General features: G+C 53.6%; 17 protein-coding genes and 1 tRNA gene. 4 read left to right on the forward strand and 14 right to left on the reverse strand.

Features of this window, described 5'->3' with window-relative positions; genetic code table 11:
• Nucleotides 1-160: 160 nt before the first annotated feature.
• The gene (locus GP475_RS09770) at nt 161-1,378 is read right to left on the reverse strand and encodes an HNH endonuclease signature motif containing protein (RefSeq protein ID WP_187974203.1); all 1,218 of its coding nucleotides are present in this window, start codon (nt 1,376-1,378) and stop codon (nt 161-163) included.
• A gap of 110 nt (nt 1,379-1,488) precedes the next feature.
• Nucleotides 1,489-1,570 (reverse strand) — tRNA-Leu (locus tag GP475_RS09775).
• A 65-nt stretch (nt 1,571-1,635) separates the two neighbouring features.
• On the opposite strand from GP475_RS09775, the gene GP475_RS09780 reads away from it, so the two are divergent.
• Together GP475_RS09780 and GP475_RS09785 are read left to right on the forward strand one after the other, a co-directional pair.
• Nucleotides 1,636-2,061, forward strand: a complete 426-nt coding sequence (locus GP475_RS09780) for a hypothetical protein (RefSeq protein ID WP_394367386.1) — start codon at nt 1,636-1,638, stop codon at nt 2,059-2,061.
• Nucleotides 2,062-2,064: 3 nt separating this feature from the next.
• Complete coding sequence (locus GP475_RS09785) at nt 2,065-2,427, forward strand: DUF3817 domain-containing protein (protein ID WP_187974204.1); 363 nt, start codon at nt 2,065-2,067, stop codon at nt 2,425-2,427.
• Here the strand turns inward: GP475_RS09785 and rdgB are convergent.
• The 7 genes from rdgB to clpS are packed head-to-tail and all read right to left on the reverse strand — an operon-like array spanning nt 2,424 to nt 6,959.
• On the reverse strand, nt 2,424-3,035 hold the full coding sequence (gene rdgB, locus GP475_RS09790; RefSeq protein WP_187974205.1) for an RdgB/HAM1 family non-canonical purine NTP pyrophosphatase: 612 nt from the start codon (nt 3,033-3,035) through the stop codon (nt 2,424-2,426). The genes GP475_RS09785 and rdgB overlap by 4 nt on opposite strands.
• Entirely contained in the window at nt 3,032-3,766 is a 735-nt protein-coding gene (gene rph, locus GP475_RS09795; protein ID WP_187974206.1) for a ribonuclease PH, read from the reverse strand. Before rph ends, rdgB begins: the two co-directional genes overlap by 4 nt.
• A gap of 10 nt (nt 3,767-3,776) precedes the next feature.
• Complete coding sequence (locus GP475_RS09800; RefSeq protein WP_187974207.1) at nt 3,777-4,544, reverse strand: MBL fold metallo-hydrolase; 768 nt, start codon at nt 4,542-4,544, stop codon at nt 3,777-3,779.
• A gap of 20 nt (nt 4,545-4,564) precedes the next feature.
• On the reverse strand, nt 4,565-5,434 hold the full coding sequence (gene murI, locus GP475_RS09805) for a glutamate racemase (protein ID WP_224400627.1): 870 nt from the start codon (nt 5,432-5,434) through the stop codon (nt 4,565-4,567).
• Between the two features lie 21 nt (nt 5,435-5,455).
• The gene (locus GP475_RS09810; RefSeq protein WP_187974208.1) at nt 5,456-6,097 is read right to left on the reverse strand and encodes a rhomboid family intramembrane serine protease; all 642 of its coding nucleotides are present in this window, start codon (nt 6,095-6,097) and stop codon (nt 5,456-5,458) included.
• Nucleotides 6,081-6,614: a DUF2017 domain-containing protein gene (locus tag GP475_RS09815; protein WP_187974209.1), complete on the reverse strand. Its 534-nt coding sequence runs from the start codon at nt 6,612-6,614 to the stop codon at nt 6,081-6,083. The genes GP475_RS09810 and GP475_RS09815 overlap by 17 nt, the downstream gene beginning before the upstream one ends.
• A gap of 3 nt (nt 6,615-6,617) precedes the next feature.
• Complete coding sequence (gene clpS / locus GP475_RS09820; RefSeq protein ID WP_262485178.1) at nt 6,618-6,959, reverse strand: ATP-dependent Clp protease adapter ClpS; 342 nt, start codon at nt 6,957-6,959, stop codon at nt 6,618-6,620.
• Nucleotides 6,960-6,989: 30 nt separating this feature from the next.
• Between clpS and GP475_RS09825 the strand changes: the two genes are divergently transcribed.
• Together GP475_RS09825 and GP475_RS09830 are read left to right on the forward strand one after the other, a co-directional pair.
• Nucleotides 6,990-8,351 (forward strand): nicotinate phosphoribosyltransferase, encoded by a 1,362-nt coding sequence (locus GP475_RS09825; RefSeq protein ID WP_187974210.1) that lies wholly within the window; start codon nt 6,990-6,992, stop codon nt 8,349-8,351.
• Nucleotides 8,352-8,410: 59 nt separating this feature from the next.
• Nucleotides 8,411-9,247, forward strand: a complete 837-nt coding sequence (locus tag GP475_RS09830) for a hypothetical protein (RefSeq protein WP_187974211.1) — start codon at nt 8,411-8,413, stop codon at nt 9,245-9,247.
• Here the strand turns inward: GP475_RS09830 and GP475_RS09835 are convergent.
• The 5 genes from GP475_RS09835 to nrdF all read right to left on the reverse strand — a co-directional run bounded on the left by GP475_RS09835 (nt 9,244) and on the right by nrdF (nt 16,516).
• Nucleotides 9,244-11,232 carry an ATP-dependent DNA helicase gene (locus tag GP475_RS09835; RefSeq protein WP_262485179.1) on the reverse strand — a complete coding sequence of 663 codons (1,989 nt, stop codon included), beginning with the start codon at nt 11,230-11,232 and terminating at the stop codon, nt 9,244-9,246. The genes GP475_RS09830 and GP475_RS09835 overlap by 4 nt on opposite strands.
• Nucleotides 11,225-11,983 carry a peptidyl-tRNA hydrolase gene (locus GP475_RS09840; protein ID WP_187974212.1) on the reverse strand — a complete coding sequence of 253 codons (759 nt, stop codon included), beginning with the start codon at nt 11,981-11,983 and terminating at the stop codon, nt 11,225-11,227. The genes GP475_RS09835 and GP475_RS09840 overlap by 8 nt, the downstream gene beginning before the upstream one ends.
• Nucleotides 11,983-13,248: a phosphoserine phosphatase SerB gene (gene serB, locus GP475_RS09845; RefSeq protein ID WP_224400621.1), complete on the reverse strand. Its 1,266-nt coding sequence runs from the start codon at nt 13,246-13,248 to the stop codon at nt 11,983-11,985. Before serB ends, GP475_RS09840 begins: the two co-directional genes overlap by 1 nt.
• 111 nt (nt 13,249-13,359) lie before the next feature.
• A complete protein-coding gene (ctaD, locus tag GP475_RS09850; protein WP_262485180.1) occupies nt 13,360-15,102 on the reverse strand; it encodes an aa3-type cytochrome oxidase subunit I in 1,743 nt (580 codons plus the stop codon).
• Between the two features lie 406 nt (nt 15,103-15,508).
• A complete protein-coding gene (nrdF, locus tag GP475_RS09855; protein ID WP_187974213.1) occupies nt 15,509-16,516 on the reverse strand; it encodes a class 1b ribonucleoside-diphosphate reductase subunit beta in 1,008 nt (335 codons plus the stop codon).
• Nucleotides 16,517-16,729 lie beyond the last annotated feature (213 nt).

Raw genomic sequence — 16,729 nt, forward strand, 5'->3', positions numbered from 1 at the left:
TTTTATCCCTTCCAAAAGGAAGTTAATCGCAAAGCGAAACAAAATAAGACGCGCGAATCCACCCTGAGCAGCGACTTCTTTGACTTGATCGACGATAGAGAAAAGTTCTGTTATTTTTGTCACAGATAATGCTTTTTAGTATCTATTAACCCCGTTAAGGCTACTTCCCCCGAGAGGGTTGCCCCTCATCTTCACCCACAGCCAAAGCTATCCCATTGCAGGAATCGACAGGCATGGCACTTCTATGACGCGTTCCGTCGGGAGATATCCATTCGAACCTACCGTCGGGCGTTTTATTTAAGCGGTCATTACGTGAACCTGAATGCTCTCCCACCCGGGCATGACAGGAGGAACATAATAGAGCCAAATTAGACATTGTGGTTTTACCGCCCTGGGACCATGGGTGAATATGATGGCCTTCGCAACCGATCGCGGGCCGGTGGCAATCAGAACCCGCGCAGGTTAATTGCATCAATGCTTGGGCAGCTTTTTGCGCGGGAGAAAACCGGCGCTCAATCTGGCGAAGACTCAGTGGTTGGTTGTTCTGACCAATGACCACCGCCCAGCCGTGATCAGCTAAGCGAAGCGAGATGTAATCTTCTGCGGTCAACATCGCACCGTCCGTGGTGGCAAACCATTCGCGTCCGTGTTCATCAAGCACAACTCTGTCTTGATTCAATTCCGGCGCTCGAATAACCACTGCTGGCTGATGTATTAGAGAGGTCAACGGATTATTGGGCGCAGTTGCATAAGGGAAACGCCCTAAAATGAGTTCTTCTAAAGCATCAAATTTGGCCTGCTCAAAACGCACTTCATCGGATGGTCTCCAACGGCGACGGGCAGCGCTTTCTATGTGCGTTATCAATCGTGCTACTTTCAGCTCTGGGCCACGAATCATCATGTGCATTAACCCGTCTGCATCCGAAGTTCGGGAATTACGCACCGCACGTTTATGGTGGGCCCCAGATTGAGGATCAGGATGCATTTCAGACACCAACCTATTCCCCCAATTTTTTAATTCCTTTATCGAGTGGTTCATCGCCTGATCAACCATCCGACGAAATAATTGCTCTCGAACCATGCGGTATTGCTGAGGAATTTTCCCGGCAGCCACATTAATAACCACTAACCGATTTATGTCCACCCCAAGACGTCGAGCATGTTCCACTGTTTCTCGACGAAAAGCTAACACTTCACGCGGTGCCGGGCCGAACATTTGGTGTGCTAAGCGCCGAAAACGGCCCACGTCATGAAGGCTCATTGGCAAAACTCGGGAAAGATGCTTCTCCGCATCTCCATGTTGAGCAAATTGATGGATCTCCCACACTAACTCAATCCCCCGGTTGAGCACCTCGGCCCATTGAGTTAATAAAGTCATGCACTCACTATGCCTGCTCCAGAGACAATTGGGGGCAATGGTGAATGATAGAGAGAAAAATCTGTGGAAAACCAAGAATTTCCACAGATAATAGTAATAGGGTTAGCTTGTGCGCCCGGGGAGACTCGAACTCCCACGCCCGAAGGCACTGGAACCTAAATCCAGCGCGTCTGCCAGTTCCGCCACGGGCGCATGAGAGACAGTGTAATGCACCGCCCTGGATGAACAAACTTCAGGGTGATGGGTATTCTATCTATGTGAGTAAAACCGAGGAAAACGCCAATACCCAGCGGGCCCATAAACGTGCCCGGCTAGGACCCGTTATCTTCCTCACGCTCGCAGTGATCGCCACCTTCGGTCTAGCATGGTGGCAATGGACTCGATTCCAATCCGGTAGCGGGACCTTCCAAAACCTTGGATACGCACTCCAATGGCCCCTATTCGGAGCTTTCTTCGTCTATGCCTATAGAAAGTATCTGCACTATGAAAACGAGCTAATTGATGCTCAAAACGACGAAGAACGGCTTCAACAACTTTTTGAAGCCGACGAAAAGCGCTACGGCAAGGAAATCACTGAGATAGATGAGGAATTCTTGCCACCACGCCCACACCTTGACGTCGAGACATTCAATAACCTGAACAAGCAACACCGATCCCAGTACCCAAAGGAAACCGAGAACTAGGACATGAGCACCACTCCGCCCCGAATCCATCCTCAACGGAAACAACGAGTGCGCACTGCACTAACTATCTTCTCCATCTCCGCATGGGTGACCGGTATCTGCCTGCTATCACTCGTCGGCCGGATGATCGCCCAATATGGACTCGGATACCAGCACATTCCCACCTGGGCTACTTATATCGGCGCAATCCACGGCATCGCATTTATGTTTTACCTTGTCAGTTCCCTCATTCTTGGAATAAGAGCCCGGTGGAAACCATTAACCTGGTTAACCACCGCAGCTGCCGGAGTGGTGCCCTTCCTTTCCTTCTTCGTCGAGGCTAATCGCCGTAAAGAGGTCAGCGAAAAGTTTCAGCTCAACAGCTAACCAGCTAACAGACGAAGATGAGGTAACAACCCTGCTAACGCCTGCGCCCGATGGGAACAGGCGTCCTTTTCATCTGCGCTCATCTCCGCGGCGGTCCGGCCATCGCCTCCATCGGGGACAAAGAGCGGATCATATCCAAACCCGTTCTCACCACGCGGGGCACGGAGCAAACGCCCTTCCCATTCCCCTTCCGAAACGACGTTTTCCCCATCGGGGATAACCAAGACGCACGCCGAGACAAAAGCCGCACGCCGACGCTCATCAGGAAGGTCTGCTAACTGAGCAAGCAGGAGCTCGTTGTTTGCCGCATCATCCCCGTGCTGTCCCGACCATCGCGCGGAAAAGATCCCCGGCATCCCATTAAGCGCTTGGACCGTCAACCCTGAATCATCCGCGATGGTAGGAAGCCCGGTGGCTGCGGCACCTGCCCGCGCCTTGATGAGCGCGTTATCGGCGAAGCTTTCTCCATCTTCTATTGGTTCCGGATAAGACGGCACCTCCGACAACGGGAGGATTTCCACCCCCTCGATGCCGGCAGCCACCAAAATTCGGTCCAGCTCCTGAAGCTTCTTCTTATTGTTTGAGGCCAAGTGAATTCGGCATGTCACTGCTCCAACACCGCTTTCTGCTTGACAAACAACTCTTGGCAGCCCTTCGCCGCGACATCAAGCATTTCATCAAGTTGCTGACGATCAAAGGTTGCATGTTCGCCCGTACCTTGGATTTCCACAAACCGCCCCTCTGCTGTCATCACAACATTGAGGTCTACATCCGCGCGCGAGTCTTCTTCATAGGGAAGATCTAAACACACGCGCCCATCTATCAGTCCGACGGATACAGCAGCGACCGGCGGTAGCAAAGGATTTTTCCCATCGGGGATGACACCACGGGCATGAAGGGCCGCAACAGCGTCTGCCAGAGCAACATAGGCGCCAGTTATCGACGCAGTTCGAGTCCCCCCATCTGCCTGTAGTACATCGCAATCTAGCTGAATAGTGTTTTCCCCTAATTGGCTCAGATCAATGGCGGCTCGGAGGGATCGGCCGACTAGTCGAGAAATTTCGTGAGTTCGCCCTTTTACTTTCCCACGGGTGGATTCTCGCGGCATCCGGTCGTGAGTAGCAGCCGGCAGCATGGCGTATTCGGCGCTAAGCCAACCTTCACCAGTATCCCGTCGAAAGCGGGGAACTCCCTCTTCGATGGAAGCGGTGCACATGACCCTGGTGCGGCCAAATTCCACTAGAACGCTTCCTGCCGGGTTGCTGGTAAAACCTCGTGTGATCTTGACCGGTCGCATCTCGTCAACAGCGCGACCGTCTAAACGTAGAAAATCAACCATATACCTTAGACTAAAGGTCCCACGTGTCCCCAGCTAATCCAAGTGAGATCGGCCCATCAAATTCGGCCCGTGCGGCGTCGAAAGCTGCCTGTGGATCCCCCCACGGTGGTATGTGGATAAGAACTAGATGTTTCACTCCGGCCTGGGTCGCTAACCGTCCAGCTTCCGCTCCACTCATATGCATACCTGGTGCTTTATCTTTACTGCTGGCCCCCCAGGTGGCCTCGCACAAAAACAGGTCTGCGCCCATCGCGCAGGGAATAAGCTCCTCCGTGTGTGCGGAATCTCCTGAGTAAGCAACTACTTTTCCGGTGGCTTGATTTTCTACTCGCAGGGCATAAGCCTGGATCGGGTGTACCGCAGGGTAGGGGGTGATTGTGCAGCCAGAGAGGGTTTCCGTCTTGCCTACTCGCCAGGGGTGGAAGTGGAAAGTGTCAGCAAAGCTCTCGATGTCATCTGGCTCATCGGAAGATAATCGACCAAGATGAGTTGGGGTAGCGTCGGGCCCAAAGCACTGATGAATATCGGATGAGGGGGATATCGGATGAAAACGCCGCCATACTAACAACGATGGGAAATCTAGGCAGTGGTCCGGATGAAGATGGCTAAACAGCATATGAGTATTTGCCGGATCGGCGTGTTGCTGTAGCTGGGACAGGACACCGGGGCCACAGTCAATGAGAATGGGCACCTCATTTTCCGGGCGCAGCAAATAGCCACTTGTAGGATTATGAGCCCCGCTCACCGATCCAGAGCTGCCGAGAATCCGAACCTCCATGGCTTTAACTGTGCCACTTTTTAATCGTGGAATCGAACTGAACTATATCCAGCCTGTGTAACCTGGGTCAGCGTCGGACCTAAGAAGCGGCGCGAAAGCGAAGCAAAAAGCAAGGGGTCGCCGGTGGACTCGAATACTCGGGTGACTTCTGCCTCGGGCGAAGCCAATAATTCCATGCTGCTGAGTTGTCGAACGACATCTTTGGCAGACTCTTCCGAACTCGACACCAGCGTTACCTCATCCCCGATGGCCAACTGGATGACACCGCTTAAGAGTGGATAGTGGGTGCACCCCAACACCAAGGTGTCGACCCCGGCGGCTTTCAGCGGAGCCACATACTCCTGGGCGATTCCTAAAATCTCGGGCCCAGTGGTGATGCCGCGTTCCACGAATTCTACAAATCGAGGGCAGGCTTGGGTAAAAACCTCCACTCCGGGACTCGCAGCAAACAAATCCTGGTAAGCCCCAGCGGTCATCGAGCCTACGGTGCCAATAACACCAACTTTGCCATTGCGGGTGGTAGCTACCGCCCGTTTGACGGCTGGCAAAATAACTTCGACGACCGGAACCTTATAGCGCTGACGAGCATCGCGAAGAAAAGCCGAAGACGCAGTATTGCACGCAATCACAATCATTTTGCAGCCGCGGGCTACTAATTCATCAGCAATCTCCGTTGCATAGGTTCGGACCAGTGGCAAGGGCAGCGGCCCATAGGGGCTATGGGCGGTATCGCCGATGTAGATGATGGATTCACCCGGAAGCTGGTCCATGATGGTGCGCGCCACCGTCAAACCGCCTACTCCCGAATCAAATATCCCGATCGGAGCATTCGGATCATTCAGTCCGGGGTATGAGCTCGGGCCGGGCACATGCTGCTGCGAATAATTCACTTAACACACCATAGTCGGGTTTTATTGTTCCATCGACGATGGGAGCCGCTGCTGGCGTCGAGCTTGAAGAGCAGGCGGGTCATCGGATCGGATCACCATGCCCGCAAGAGCTCCGCCGATCCCTCCAAAGAGATGCGCCTGCCATGATATTCCAGGAACGCCGGGGAGCACGCCCCATACGAGCCCGGAATAGCAGAATCCCAGGATGACCCCCAACAGGATTTGGCTGAAGCTTCGATTGAATATTCCTCGTATAACGAGGTAGGCTAGCCACCCGTAAATCAGCCCGGAAGCACCGATGTGGTTGGTCCCAACCCCACCAAATAGCCACACTCCGATGCCGCCGATGATGAGGCTGATGAAGGTTACTTCCCAAAAGGCTCGTCGCCCCGATAACCCAATGAGGAAACAAAAGATAGCGCCGGGGGCAGAGTTGGAGATGAGGTGTTCTAGATTTGCGTGGAGAAGAGGGCTGACAAAAATATGCCACCATGCCGAAGGATCCAGGGGATGGATACCTAAGGCGTTGAGAGTTCCGCCGAAAACAAACAGGTTTATAAAAAACACCGCCCAGATCAGGACTACATACCCAAGGGCATAACGCACACCGGTAGCTATCCGCGATGGGCGGGGGCGGGTTGAAGGATTAGCCAAGTAAGACATCGAGAAGAGAATCCTGGTTATAAGCGAGCCATTCAGCGACAGTGTCGATATCCAACGGGCTGGTATCTACTTGCCCCTCGGTGAGAAGGTAGAGCCGCATATCGTTGATAGCGGCCACCCAAGCATGTGCCTCTTCTTCACTGAGATTGATTTCTACACCGCCGTCTGGCCCGAGCGCCGTATTGACAACCTGTAAGTTGCTCAGCTTTGCCCGAATAATGTCATTTTCATGGAAGGAACGCAGTAAAGAGTTGTCGCCTTCAAACTCTTCATCGCCATCACGTTCAAAATCAGGTAAGAGTCGGGCCAAGGCTGGGTCTTCTGGGGCTTCTTTATGCCCGGATGACAAGCCAGTCATTTCGGCCAATTCATCCTTCGGCGATGACTGTGCCCGAGCAATCAACGCCTCAGCTACCGTCGAGCTCATATTTCCGAGGATTTCTCGCTCCAGCGGTTCTAACACACACTGGAACCTGACCTGACGCATCAGACCTTTCTTCTTCCGCCACGGTTGCATTTCTCACCCTGCCTGCTGCATTGTTGCCCAAAGCCCAGCGGTATGAAGCTTCTTCACATCGCCTTCCACTTTGTCCCGTTCGCCACTAGAAACTACCGCTTTGCCTTCGGTATGAACCCGACGCATCAGTTCCTGCGAGCGTTTACGGGAATACCCTAGGACGGTTTGGAACACATAGGCAACATAACTCATTAAATTAACTGGATCATCCCAGACGATGCACAGCCAGGGTAAATTTTCGCCGGTTAACACTTCCATCTCAATGTTTTCATCAAGTTCTGGAGTGGCCATCGGCGAGCCCATGGCACGCACTGTATCCCGGGCGATATCTTCTACCTCACTCATGCCACATAGCCTAGCCAAGCTGAGAGCATCATGAGGTGCGGCCCGGTGAACTTAGTGCCGATTTCTCCCCGCGATAGGATAAATACTGTGACTTCTTCCTCCACCGCTTTTCTTACTGATAAATACGAATTAACCATGCTAGAAGCCGCTCTTCGGGATAGCACCGCAGACCGGCAATGCACTTTTGAAGTTTTTGCCAGAAAACTTCCTAATGAACGTCGGTATGGCGTAGTAGCTGGAACCGAACGCGTCTTAGAAGCAGTACGACATTATGTTTTCACCGAGGAGCAACTCGCCACCCTGGATTTCCTTCAAGAAAGCACCATCGAGTATTTGCGCCGCTTCCGATTCTCTGGGCATATCGATGGCTACCGCGAGGGAGAACTGTATTTCCCCTATTCCCCACTGCTCACGGTCCGCGGTTCTTTCGCTGAATGCGTTGTTTTAGAAACCGTCATTCTTTCCATCATGAATGCAGACTCCGCGGTTGCTTCTGCCGCAGCCCGCATGGTTACCGCCGCCGATGGTCGCCCCATCATGGAAATGGGGTCCCGACGTACGCACGAATACTCCGCAGTCACTGCTTCCCGTGCGGCTTATCTTGCCGGTTTTCAAGCAACCTCCAACATGGAGGCGAGCTTCCGCTATGGCATCCCCGCCTCGGGCACTTCCGCCCACGCATGGACTCTCCTCCACGTTAACGAGAAGGGCGAACCAGATGAGAAAGCAGCATTTAAGGCCCAAGTAGAGGCATTAGGGATTGGCACAACCCTACTGGTCGACACGTACGACATATCCCAAGGAGTAAGAAACGCCATTGAGGTAGCCGGGACTGAACTAGGCGGAGTGCGGATTGATTCCGGTGATCTTGGCGCTATTACCCGACGCGTCCGAGCGCAATTAGATGAGCTCGGCGCCTATAACACAAAAATCGTCGTGTCGTCAGATCTTGATGAGTTCACGATCGCCGGGCTGAGGGGCGATCCCATTGATTGTTTCGGGGTAGGCACCTCGGTGGTTACTGGTTCAGGCGCGCCAACCGCCCACATGGTTTATAAATTAGTGGAGGTGAATGGACACCCGGTGGCCAAACGATCTCGAGGGAAAGCAACTACTGGGGGTACTAAAAAAGCTCTCCGAACCCATCGGGCCAGTGGTACAGCCATAGAAGAAATTGTGTATCCCTTCACTGCACCGCGTCCAGACTTCCCGCACCTGCACTGCTTGGAGTTAACTCATCCGCTCATCCGCGATGGAGAAATAGTTTCCGACCAACCTTCCCTCAGCGAGGCGCGCGAATACTTAGCACAGCAATTGGTATCTCTACCTTGGGAGGGGTTAGCTCTGTCTCGGGACGAGCCCGCAATTTCTACCCGTTTCTTAGGTTTCTAGGATTCCGCCAGGGGCACCGATGCTGAGAAATAAATAGATTGACATTGTAGACTGGCTCCATGTCTCAACCACCACAAAATTTCTCTCCCCATCCTGAGGATTCCCCTAACTGGGGAACCTACCATCCCCAACCGACTTCTTCGGAAACTATCAGTGATCCTCAACGAAGCCCAGAGCGACCTGGGAAATTCACCATCGGGGATACCTTGAGCATTAGCTGGAATGCTTTTAAAGAGCATTGGAAAACATTGGTAGGCGCCTATGCCCTTTTCATCCTCCTCTTGATCGTTCTCGTTGTGGTCGCAATCATCGCCTCTCCCTCAAGAGGTGCTACCTATGACCAGAAAACCGATGTACCTTTTGAGGTCGGTCCCGAATTTTGGCTAGCGTACGGGATAATCTGCGTACTGAGTTTAGCTTTCTCTATCGCCATTGTCCTCAGCAGCGCACGAATCATCGGTGGTCAACCCTTTGCCGGTCTCCGTGGATTTTTCGACTTTCACGGCGGAGGACTAGTTTTTCTCGTCAACATCATCGCCTCTATTCCCGGCCTGATCCTGTTCTCCATCGTCACCTGGGTATCGCTGAATCCCTTCGTCTTTTTACTCTGCTCCCTTCTCCTAATCCTTTTCAGCCTATTATTAGTTTTCAGCGTCTATGCTGCAGCAAATACACCTCAGGGTGTCATTCACGCTCTCCGCAGTTCGGTGAACGTCCTCAAGAAAAACCTCGGTGCCACCATTGGGCTTTTGGTACTGATCACCCTGTTCTCCATCATTGCTGGTTTCACCCTGATCGGGGTACTTGTCGTCTCACCCTATAGCGTTCTTGCCTACACCACGGCGTATCGCATTGCCGTTGGCGCCCCGCTCAAGACCGCCTATCTGCGAAACTAACCCTTGCTCTGAGGCGATACCAACCGCCGCAGTGCTCCCTTAACGATGTCGGGATCTGTGGTTTGCCAAAAGCGAGGCATTGAGGCACAAAAGAAGCTGCCATAGCGTCGGGTCACGAGGCGGTTGTCCAAGACTGCTACTACTCCTCTATCGTCGATACGACGTAGGAGCCGCCCGGCGCCTTGGGCTAATAACAACGCTGCATGGGTTGCCGATACTTCCATAAAGCCGTTACGCCCTTCGGCGTCAGCGGCTTCTTTTCGGGCTTGGAGCAAGGGATCATCGGGGCGGGGGAAGGGAATCCGATCAATGAGTACGAGAGAAAGTGATCGTCCCGGCACGTCTACTCCCTGCCACAGGCTTAAAGTGCCAAAAAGACAGACGTTTTCTGATTCAGCGAAGCGTCGAACTAACACCCCGGTTGCTTCGTCACCTTGAAGCAAAATATCAAAGGGAAGTTGGGGCCGGAGTGATTCGGTAGCTTGTTGAGCTGCTCTCCGCGAGGAAAATAACCCCAGGGTCCGCCCTCCTGCCGCCATGATGAGTTCCTTCATTTCTTGAAGGGTTTCGGGCGATAAACCTTCGCGCCCCGGCGCTGGTAGATGCCGCGCCACGTAGAGGATTCCTGAGCGCTCGGGGACGAAGGGGTACCCCACGTCTAGTCCGTCCCAGGATCCTTTTGCTAAACCCCATGACGCAGCTAGCGCCGAAAAATTCCCGCCCACCGTCAACGTCGCCGATGTTAGGATCACAGTTTTTTCGCTAAATAACCGGCTGTGCAGCAGTCCTGCCACGGACAGGGGTGCGACTTGCAGCGAAACTCCCCGACGACCATCCATGTCCAGCCAGACCACATCAGAGTGTCGAGCAGGATCAGGCTCGTCAAACACCTGCAGCATCCGCACGACAGAATCATGCAACTCCATCAAGTGGTTACAAAGGTTATGGCGCTCGGCTGCTTGCTCGGGGTTCTTTGCGGCCTCATCTTCTGGCCCACGCCCCAGCCGTTGGCGCAACTGAAACAGATCATCCCGCAGCCCCTCCATGAGATCCTTCATCCGCGGATCTAAGGTAGTCCACCGGCCTATAACTTGATTCTCCAGCGCTTCTTCAAAAGCCGCAGCACTATCTTCTAAACCTTGAACTTTAGCTTCTTTACCGGACAGTTTTTTGGCTCGACGCGCAGCCATCCGCAGCATGGTCCCCGATAGAGAATTTGACGCTACCGAGGTGATCCGGCTATCTAATTCATGCGCTTCATCGACAATTACTACATCATGCTCCGGCAAAATCTGAATATCCGAAAGCGCATCAATGGCGAGCAAGGCGTGATTAGTGACCACAACATCAACATCGCGGGCTGAATTGCGCGCTTGCTCAGCAAAACACTCCGCACCATGAGCGCAAGTCTTTGCTCCGACGCATTCACGGGCAGTAACTGACACCATGCGCCAGGCAAGATCGGGCACCCCCGGTTCCAGATCATCTCGATCTCCCGTTTCTGTGTTCTCTGCCCATTCTCGCACTCTGGCGACTTGTTTCCCCATCCACGAAAGTTCTTCTTCCTCGATCAACGCCTGACTCGGCTCACCCATGTCTTCTGCAGATATTCGGTTGAGACATACATAGTTGGAGCGGCCTTTCATAATCGCGAAGGTGGGGGTGCGCTCCAAATGTGCGTCGAGCGCCTTCACGAGGCGTGGCAAATCCCGCTGAACTAATTGATTTTGCAGCGCAATGGTTGCTGTTGATACAACAACTGTTCCCCCCGTAGCCTGGGCATGGCGCAACGCCGGCACCAGATACGCCAAAGACTTACCGGTACCAGTTCCCGCCTGTACTGCAAGGTGGCGTCCAGTGTCCATCGCCTGCGTTACCGCTTGTGCCATGCGCTGTTGGCCTTCCCGTGGGGCGCCCCCTAAAGCCTCCACCGCAGCTTCCAGCAAGAGGGCCGTATCTGGGATTTCCGACGCACAATCAGTCACGAATATTGAGTGTATCGGTAGCTAACGCGGTGACCGAGCCGGGGGCAACCTCAGTGAAGCCGGCATCGTGCACCACAATGGTGTCCGGATCATTAGCTAGATGTTGAAACTGCTCATGAGACAATTCGACAGCCCGAATTGGCATATTTGCCGATACCCAGCGCCCCACAACGTCTGCAGGTTTTCGCGCTGCCCACAACATAGCTGCATGACCCACCTGCGCAGCCGCCTTACCCAGAGTCATCGCCAAGGAAGCATCTACTCCAACTAATAGCTCATGCTTTCCCATCGGAGACAGGAGGGGCGGTGTCGGATCTGGCGGCAAGTCTGTGCCGGCAATTTGTAACCTCCGCAACGCAGGGGGAACCATATTTACCGGACCGGGAAGAAAGGCACGCGCTTGAGCATCCGGATTATTCTCAGCCACCGCGGTGATTCCCGGTAACTTCTGCACATCCCTCCAGCCCTTATTGCGAGCTCGTCGGCTTACCTTCCGTATTCGATGGGAATACCAACCGTGCAGGGCTTGGCGCCAGGCCGGATCTGTAGCTGCCCGTGGGTCCAGACATACTGCGGCTACAGCCTGGGCGGCTACAGCGAGTAGTTCTGACCGCAAAGGCGGATCCTGTTTGGGGAGGTGCAACACAATTTGCATCGCCTGGACTGTTACTGGATCATCCGGATCCTCGGTACGTGGACCACCTGCTGCAAGCGAATGCAGGAGGTTATAAGACTGGCGAGAAAACTCCATTATGGTGTTAGTGGTACTCGGTGGAAATTGCCGTCTTCCAGGTCCGATGCTTCTATTTCAGATCGAGGGATCCCCAACATATACAGCACTTCATCAAGGAAGGGATTGTTGACGGAGGTATCGGCAACCTCTTTGAGCGCTGGTTTTGCATTGAAGGCAATTCCGAGGCCAGCGGCCGATAACATGTCAATGTCATTAGCACCATCGCCCACCGCCACGGTCCGATGCATTTGGACTCCTTCTGCATCGGCGAATTCTTTCAAAAATCTCGCTTTTGCTTCTCTATCGACGATGTCGCCGACCACGTTGCCAGTAAGCTTTCCATCGAGGATTTCTAGCTCGTTGGCCCGTGCATAATCGATCCCTAAGTCATCCACCACATAATCGAGCACTTGGGTGAAACCTCCTGATACGACGGCGGTGGAGTAACCCAATCGCTTTAATGTTCTGATGGTTGTGCGCGCGCCGGGGCTCAGCACAATAGCTTTGGCAACTTCTTCAATGACCGACGCATCAAGGCCAGCAAGAGCCCGGACTCGTTCTCTGAGAGATTCAGCAAAATCTATTTCCCCCCGCATGGCCCGCTCGGTGACCGCGGCTACTTCAGCTTCACGCCCGGCATGAGCGGCGAGCATTTCAATTACCTCTCCGGTAATTAAGGTGGAGTCGCAATCAAAGCAGACCAGTCGTTTGGAGCGACGCAACAGGCCCGCTCGCTCTATCGCAATATCCACTCCCAGTTCAGGGGTCAGGGCTGCCAACGCCGCGCGCAATGTGCGTGATCCCCCAGGATTCGGGTTGGGGACCCGGAGTCGAAACTCTAGCCCGGTTACCGGATAATCAGCAATCCCACGGATGCGGTCAATATTCGCCCCGAAATCTGCCAAGGTCTGCCCAATCCTAGATACATCACGGGCGGTGACGGGATTACCAAGCACCACCATCATGTGGGTGGAACGCGGGTGAGACTTTTGGACCCGATCACTGACTTCAACAGTTACTGACTGCCCGTAGGAACTAAGTGTTCCCTGTAATCCGGATCGTAGTTTTGATTCTGCTTCCGGGGGGAAAGCCACGAACGCCGCCAGGGAGAGTCGACCACGGAATTGAGATTGCTCGACGTCGAGAAGCTGAACGTCGTGTGAGGACAAAACGCGGAAAGTCGCCGCGGAAACTCCTGGTCGATCTGGACCAGTTACGGTAATGACAGCTGGCGCGAACCCGGGTTGAAGAGGTGGAGAAATTTTTTCTGGCTGATCAGTCACCACTCTATTTTGTCATGGCACTTCTCAGCTACGACCGAAGCCCCTGGCTCCTTCCATCGAGGATAGAACCAGGGGCTGTGTAGTCAGGTAGGTAGTTTCGCTAGAAACTTTTTAACGAACTCCGACCGTTTCGTCGTGCTTACCGGCGGTGCCTGAGGGCTCAAACTTTCCACCATGGTTTTCAGCACGCATCCGTTCAACCACGTGTGGATAGTGCAGCTCAAAAGCGGGACGCTCGGAGCGGATTCGCGGCAGGGATACGAAGTTGTGGCGCGGCGGCGGGCAGGAGGTAGCCCACTCCAGGGAGTTGCCATAACCCCAGGGATCATCGACGGTGACCACTTCACCGTAGCGCCAGGACTTAAAGACATTCCAGATGAACGGGAGAACAGAAAGACCCAGCAAGAAGGCAAATACCGTGGAGATCTGGTTCAGCAGGGTGAAGCCATCGGTGTCGAGGTAGTCAGCGTAACGACGTGGCATACCCATGTTGCCCAGCCAGTGCTGAACCATGAAGGTGCCATGGAAACCGATGAAGGTCAACCAGAAGTGAATCTTGCCGAGCCGTTCATCCAGCATACGTCCGGTCATCTTCGGGAACCAGAAGTAGACGCCAGCGCAGGACGCGAATACCACGGTACCGAAGAGGGTGTAGTGGAAGTGCGCAATCAAGAAGTAGGACTCAGAGATATGGAAGTCCAACGGAGGAGAAGCCAACATGATGCCGGTCATACCACCGAAAAGGAAGGTTGCCATAAAGCCTAGGCACCAGATCATCGGGGTCTCCCAGGTGATGTGGCCACCCCACATGGTTCCAACCCAGTTGAAGAACTTCACGCCGGTGGGGACCGCGATGAGGAAGGTCATGAAGGAGAAGAACGGCAGCAAGATGGCGCCGGTCACGAACATGTGGTGTGCCCACACTGCCATCGAGAGAGCACCGATGGACAAGGTCGCGAAGACCAGGCCGATGTAGCCGAACATCGGTTTCCGCGAGAAGACGGGGATGATTTCAGAGATCACGCCAAAGAAGGGCAGAGCCAAAACATAGACCTCGGGGTGTCCGAAGAACCAGAACAGGTGCTGCCACAGGATAGCGCCACCATTACCGGGATCATAGATGTGTCCGCCGAGCTTGCGGTCATAGAGCACGCCCAGGGCGGCGGCCAGTAGCAAGGGGAAGATCATGAGTACGATGACCGAGGTGACGAAGATGTTCCAGGTGAAAATCGGCATCCGGAACAGGGTCATGCCCGGTGCGCGTAGGCAGAGAATAGTGGTCAGCATGTTGATGGCAGATGCAACGGTACCTACACCAGTTGCACCGACACCCACGATCCACAAGTCTGCACCAATACCTGGGGTGTAGAGCACGTCGGAAAGCGGGGAATACATGGTCCAGCCGAAGTCAGCGGCTCCACCTGGGGTAAGGAAACCGGCGAGCATGGCTACACCACCGACGGTGGTGATCCAGAAGCCGAAAGCGTTCAGACGCGGGAAAGCAACGTCGGGCGCTCCGATCTGGAGCGGAAGCACATAGTTAGCGAAGCCCCAGACGATGGGGGTGCCGTAAAGCAGCAGCATGACGGTGCCGTGCATGGTGAACAGCTGGTTGAACTGCTCATTGGATAAGAATTGCAGACCCGGCGAGAAGAGTTCCGCACGGATCAACAGTGCCATCAGCCCTCCCAGGAAGAAGAAGCTGAAGGACATGATGATGTACATGATGCCCAACTGCTTGTGATCAGTTGTGGTAAGCATCATCCAGGCTCTAGACCCTTTACGGTCATGCCCGGTGGGATTAGGCCGGGTAGGCTCGACGTAATTGTCAAGCCGTGGCTCCACAGCGGTCATATGATCCTCCTGACTACGTGGGCAGCTCTGAAGGTTACAGAAATGCCCAAGGGTTTCACGGATCTATCTTAAGAGAGCATGAGGAACTAATCCAGCTCGGCATGGTTCCAACGGGGGTGGAAAATATCTAAGACCACCTGGTTATGAGGCAGAGCTCAAGTGATTCCAGCCCGAATGCCGGGTTTCCTGAGAAAAAACGGCAGCAGGAATTGTTTTTTTGTGACACTCCTCACTTGGGCGCCCTGAAGCGAGAAAGGTTTTTCACCCCCCTCTTGGGATCAACCCAAAGATTGATCAAGACTGAGAAAAGCGAGGTAGCGGTTACCCACTACCTCGCCTAGACAGGAAAGCTAGGGTGAAAGTGCGTGATTTTCGACGCCGGGTAGGCATCGAACCTCTTTGCGGGCTAAAAGTCCCAATCCTCATCAGTAGTATCTTCAGCTTTGCCCATCACATAGGAGGACCCAGAACCTGAGAAGAAGTCATGGTTCTCATCGGCGTTGGGCGAAAGCGCAGAGAGAATTTCCGGCGAAACTCGGGTGTCATCGGCCGGGAATAGACCTTCAAAGCCCAGGTTGTTCAAAGCCTTATTGGCGTTATAACGAAGAAAACGCTTAACATCCTCAGTCCAGCCAAGCTCATCATAGAGATCCTCGGTGTATTGGATCTCATTTTCATAGAGCTCATAAAGAAGATCATAGGCATACTCTTTGATCTCCTCTTGGCGTTGTTCGCTCTCCTTTTTTAGGCCTTTCTGGAACTTATAACCGATGTAATATCCATGGACTGCTTCATCTCGAATAATCAGCCGAATAATATCTGCAGTATTAGTCAGCTTTGCATGCGCAGACCAATACATCGGCAAATAAAAGCCTGAATAAAAAAGGAAAGACTCCAATAGTACGGAGGCAACTTTCCGCTTGAGCGGATCCTCACCGGCGTAATAGCACATAACGATTTTAGCTTTACGCTGCAGATTTTCATTCTCGGCTGACCACCGGAAGGCGTCATTAATTTCCCGGGTAGAAGCCAAGGTCATAAAGATATTGGAGTAACTCTTCGCGTGAACTGACTCCATAAAGGCAATGTTGGTGTACACCGCCTCTTCGTGCAGCGTCTCCGCGTCGGGCAATAACGACACTGCCCCCACCGTGCCCTGAATGGTATCGAGCAAGGTAAGACCAGTAAAAACCCTCATGGTGGTTTGCTTCTCTACCGGACTGAGCGTGGCCCAGGTTTTGACATCGTTGGATACCGGCACCTTTTCTGGAAGCCAGAAATTGGCAGTGAGGCGATCCCACACCTCAAGGTCCTTCTCATCGGGAATTTCGTTCCAGTTGATCGCTTCAACTGGCCCGGGATAGCGATCAAAGAAAGGACCACAATCGTGTTGTGAGGGCGTATCTGCCGTCATGCTTACTCCCTAAAGTTCACGTCATTTTCGCCAACTCGGCAAGAACCCCAGGAGGCTGAGGTGCCGGATAGCAGGTTCCCTCAGTCTACCCGTCACCTCAGACGGTGATCAGGGCAGACCGATCCTCCGCCGCATTTCTGGGATATGACAACCCAATTATCACGGCAATAGCTGCCGGTAGAGCCGCGGCGATCAACAACTGAGCCGAGCAGA

The sequence above is a fragment of the Corynebacterium poyangense genome (assembly GCF_014522205.1).
Classification (GTDB): domain Bacteria; phylum Actinomycetota; class Actinomycetes; order Mycobacteriales; family Mycobacteriaceae; genus Corynebacterium; species Corynebacterium poyangense.

What these genes read in the sequence shown, in the direction of transcription:
- GP475_RS09770 (WP_187974203.1), bottom strand. Translation starts at nt 1,378, where the DNA reads ATGACTTTATTAACTCAATGGGCCGAGGTGCTCAACCGGGGGATTGAG.
- GP475_RS09785 (WP_187974204.1), top strand. Translation starts at nt 2,065, where the DNA reads ATGAGCACCACTCCGCCCCGAATCCATCCTCAACGGAAACAACGAGTG.
- rph (WP_187974206.1), bottom strand. Translation starts at nt 3,766, where the DNA reads ATGGTTGATTTTCTACGTTTAGACGGTCGCGCTGTTGACGAGATGCGA.
- GP475_RS09800 (WP_187974207.1), bottom strand. Translation starts at nt 4,544, where the DNA reads ATGGAGGTTCGGATTCTCGGCAGCTCTGGATCGGTGAGCGGGGCTCAT.
- GP475_RS09810 (WP_187974208.1), bottom strand. Translation starts at nt 6,097, where the DNA reads ATGTCTTACTTGGCTAATCCTTCAACCCGCCCCCGCCCATCGCGGATA.
- GP475_RS09815 (WP_187974209.1), bottom strand. Translation starts at nt 6,614, where the DNA reads ATGCAACCGTGGCGGAAGAAGAAAGGTCTGATGCGTCAGGTCAGGTTC.
- clpS (WP_262485178.1), bottom strand. Translation starts at nt 6,959, where the DNA reads ATGAGTGAGGTAGAAGATATCGCCCGGGATACAGTGCGTGCCATGGGC.
- GP475_RS09825 (WP_187974210.1), top strand. Translation starts at nt 6,990, where the DNA reads ATGAGGTGCGGCCCGGTGAACTTAGTGCCGATTTCTCCCCGCGATAGG.
- GP475_RS09830 (WP_187974211.1), top strand. Translation starts at nt 8,411, where the DNA reads ATGTCTCAACCACCACAAAATTTCTCTCCCCATCCTGAGGATTCCCCT.
- GP475_RS09840 (WP_187974212.1), bottom strand. Translation starts at nt 11,983, where the DNA reads ATGGAGTTTTCTCGCCAGTCTTATAACCTCCTGCATTCGCTTGCAGCA.
- ctaD (WP_262485180.1), bottom strand. Translation starts at nt 15,102, where the DNA reads ATGACCGCTGTGGAGCCACGGCTTGACAATTACGTCGAGCCTACCCGG.
- nrdF (WP_187974213.1), bottom strand. Translation starts at nt 16,516, where the DNA reads ATGACGGCAGATACGCCCTCACAACACGATTGTGGTCCTTTCTTTGAT.